This is a genomic window from Phenylobacterium sp., from assembly GCF_036402295.1.
In the GTDB taxonomy this organism is placed as follows: Bacteria; Pseudomonadota; Alphaproteobacteria; order Caulobacterales; family Caulobacteraceae; genus Phenylobacterium.
In genome coordinates, this window is record NZ_DASWTE010000443.1 from 1 (window position 1) to 3,163 (window position 3,163).

Annotated in this window: 3 protein-coding genes; 1 reads left to right on the forward strand and 2 read right to left on the reverse strand. The window is 71.3% G+C overall.

All coding sequences use genetic code 11. The annotated features are described in order from the left end of the window. The first annotated feature begins 11 nt into the window (after positions 1 to 11). Positions 12 to 1,226 carry a serine palmitoyltransferase gene (gene spt / locus VGD44_RS25240; protein ID WP_331091330.1) on the forward strand — a complete coding sequence of 405 codons (1,215 nt, stop codon included), beginning with the start codon at positions 12 to 14 and terminating at the stop codon, positions 1,224 to 1,226. A gap of 11 nt (positions 1,227 to 1,237) precedes the next feature. Here the strand turns inward: spt and VGD44_RS25245 are convergent, their stop codons facing one another. Together VGD44_RS25245 and VGD44_RS25250 are read right to left on the reverse strand one after the other, a co-directional pair. Continuing rightward, a complete protein-coding gene (locus VGD44_RS25245) occupies positions 1,238 to 2,161 on the reverse strand; it encodes a hypothetical protein (RefSeq protein WP_331091326.1) in 924 nt (307 codons plus the stop codon). Further along, positions 2,158 to 3,069 (reverse strand): diacylglycerol/lipid kinase family protein, encoded by a 912-nt coding sequence (locus VGD44_RS25250; RefSeq protein ID WP_331091328.1) that lies wholly within the window; start codon positions 3,067 to 3,069, stop codon positions 2,158 to 2,160. Before VGD44_RS25250 ends, VGD44_RS25245 begins: the two co-directional genes overlap by 4 nt. Positions 3,070 to 3,163: the final 94 nt, after the last annotated feature.

Sequence of the window (3,163 nt, forward strand, 5' to 3'; positions counted from 1 at the left end):
AAGGCTTAAGGATGGGGCTGCTCGACAAGCACCTGGGCTATCGCGCCCCGTTGGACGGTATCCGCGCTGCGGGCGCCGATCCCTCCGCCGTTCGATTCGATGCGGTCCTGTCGCCGACCGAAGGCATGCTGGACGGCAAGCAGGTCATCCTGCTGGGCACGAACAACTACCTGGGCCTGACCTTCGATCCGGCCTGTATCGAAGCCTCGGCCGACGCCGTGCGCCAGTGGGGCACGGGCACCACGGGCTCGCGCTTCGCCAACGGCACCTTTGCCGGCCACACCGCGCTGGAGACGGCGCTGGCCAAGTTCTACGGCCGCAAGCACGCCATGGTCTTCACGACCGGCTACCAGGCGAACCTGGGCGGCATCTCCGGCCTCGTGGGCCGCGGCGACCACCTGATCCTCGACGCCGACAGCCACGCCTCGATCTATGACGCGGCCAAGCTCTCGGGCGCCGAGGTCATCCGCTTCCGCCACAACGACCCGGAAGACCTCGCCAAGCGCCTGCGCCGCATGGGCGCCGACGCCAAGGGCAGCCTGATCGTCGTCGAGGGCATCTACTCGATGATCGGCGACGTCGCCCCGCTCAAGGAGATGGTGGCGATCAAGAAGGAAATGGGCGCCTACCTGCTGGTGGACGAAGCCCACTCCATGGGCGTCCTGGGCGAGAAGGGCCGCGGCCTGGCCGAGGCCGCCGGCGTCGAGGACGACGTCGACTTCATCGTCGGCACCTTCTCCAAGAGCCTGGGGGCCGTGGGCGGCTTCCTGGTCTCCAACGAGGACAATTTCGACCTGCTGCGCATCGTCAGCCGGCCCTACATGTTCACCGCCTCGCTGCCGCCGGCCGTGATCGCCTCGACCCTGAAGGCGCTCGAGCGCCTGGAGACCGACAAGGACCTGCGCGTCCGCCTGGCCGCCAACGCCGACCGCCTCTACGACGGCCTGCGCGACATGGGCTATGCGGTCGGCCCGCACGCCAGCCCGATCACCGCCGTCGTGATGCCCGACCAGGCCACCGCGGTGATGATGTGGAACGCCCTGCTCGCCAACGGCGTCTACCTGAACCTGGCGATCCCGCCGGCCACGCCCGAGAACAAGTCGCTGCTGCGCTCCAGCGTCAGCGCGGCCCACACGCCCGAGCAGATCGACGCGGTGCTGGACATCTTCGAGCGCCTCGGCCTCGAGTACGGCCTGCTCAAGCGTACGCGCCGCGCCTCGGCGTAAGGAGCGGACCGCTACTTTCCTTTCAAGGCGCCGGCGCGGGCCATCTCGCGGCGGCGTTTTTGCAGCTCGAGCCACGCGCCGGGCGCCGCCAGGAACGGATGCCGCTCGCGGAAGGGCGTGACCGCGATCTCGATCCCCGTGTGCCGCTCGACCTTGTAGGCCGCGTAGCGGGCCGCCCCGTCGAAGGTGAAGGCCGCCTTCAGGATCCGCGCGACGTTCAGCGGCTTGCCCATCAGGTTCGGCAGCGTCCAGCCCGGCAGGCCGCGCTTCGCCGGCCGCAGCCCCTCGACGGCCCGCTCGAACGCCACGCCGCCGGCCGCCCAGGCCGCGGGCAGGACCGCGGCGTAGCGCTCGGCTCCGGCCGCGATGACCGTGTCGGCGCGGTTCGTCGTCTCCATGCGGAACTCGGCCGCATAGGTCTTGCGGAACAGGGCGAGCCAGTACGCCTCCGCCGGACCGCTCTCCGGTCCCAGGGCGGCGGCATAGCGACAGGCCGTGACCACCGCCTCTTCGACAGCGCGGGCCGCTTCCGCCGCAGCGTCCGCGTCCGCGCTCCACACCAGCTGCGTCGGCTGCACGAAGCGGGCCCAGATGGTGGTGTCCAGCGTCCGGCCCGCGGCGGCCTTGTGGAAGGTCGCCAGCGGCAAGGTCGCCACCTTGGCCCGCAGCCGGCCCGCCGAAGTCTCGACCTCGTGGTAGCTCACCTCGGGCCAGAGCAGCCGCTCGACCAGCCCGTGGACGCCGCGGCGGTGCGGCCGCCGGGTGAGCCGATAGAAGTCCAGGATGCCGGAGAGGTCGCCGGTCCTGAGCGTGGACCCGTAGTAGAGGACCGCCGCGTCCCGCTCCGGATCGGCCAGGGCCTGCGCCAGTTCCACCACCGCCGGCGGCGCCGGGCTCGCCAGTTCGGCCTCGATCAGGGCCGAGAGCGCGCTCACGGGATCACGAACTCGAGCGACGGCCCCTGGCGGATCGTGAGGTCGCCGCCCTTGTACGGCTCGCCGTCCAGCACGAAGTCGCCCTCCCAGGCGATCCCGAAGGACGCGAGGTCGTCGCGCCGATAGCCGTGCTCGGCCAGCCACGGCGTGTCGTCGCCGCGGATGATGCGCGGAAGCGCCGTCAGCAGCCGCCGCGGCGGAGCATCCACAGTCAGCACCTTCAGCCCTTCCCGCGGCTCGCCATAGGGCTTGAAGCCCATCGGGAAGCGCTTGAGCGTCGAAGCCATCACCAGGAAGCGGCGGGTCGCCTCCGGCCCCATGTACGAGAGCATGGCCGGCTCGCCTCGCCGCCAGCGGTCGCCGGCCCCGCCGAGCACAGTGCGCGCCAGGGCGCCCACCATCGTCACCCCGACCGCGGCGTTGTCGAAGAAGCCTTTGCCATGGGCCTTCTGCGCCAGCTTGGTGGCGCGCACGAAGGCGCCCATGCCGAACAGGAAGCCGCGCCGCTCGGGAGCCTCGCAGTCCCCGCGCACGATCTCGAGGCACTGGCGGCGCTTCGTGGGCTTGCCGGCCTCCACTGAGGCCAGGATGTCCTCCAGCGTGGTCCCGAGGGGCGTCTCGATGTCGAGGGCGAGCGCATTGGTCTTGCCGTTCGGCAGGACCGCCAGCCGGGGCAGCTTGCCGCCATAGGCTTCGGGCAGGCGGGTCAGGACTTCGCGGATCGTGCCGTCGCCGCCGTCGATGACCACGAGCTCCACGCCGTCGCCGGCCAGTCGCTTCAGGCCCGCCATCAGGTGGCTGGGCTGCTCGGGCACGATGTCGATGACGTCCTCGGGCAGCGGCGCAGGGCCGCCCGAGCCGCGGTTGCGGTGGCTGTGCTGGTTCCAGATGAGGCCGGCGCGGATCAACGCGACAGCCAGGAGACCACCCGCTCGCGCGGGGTGGCCAGCGCCTGGAGCAGCTGGGCGAGGTGGACCAGCAGCGACAGCGCCGTCCAGATCG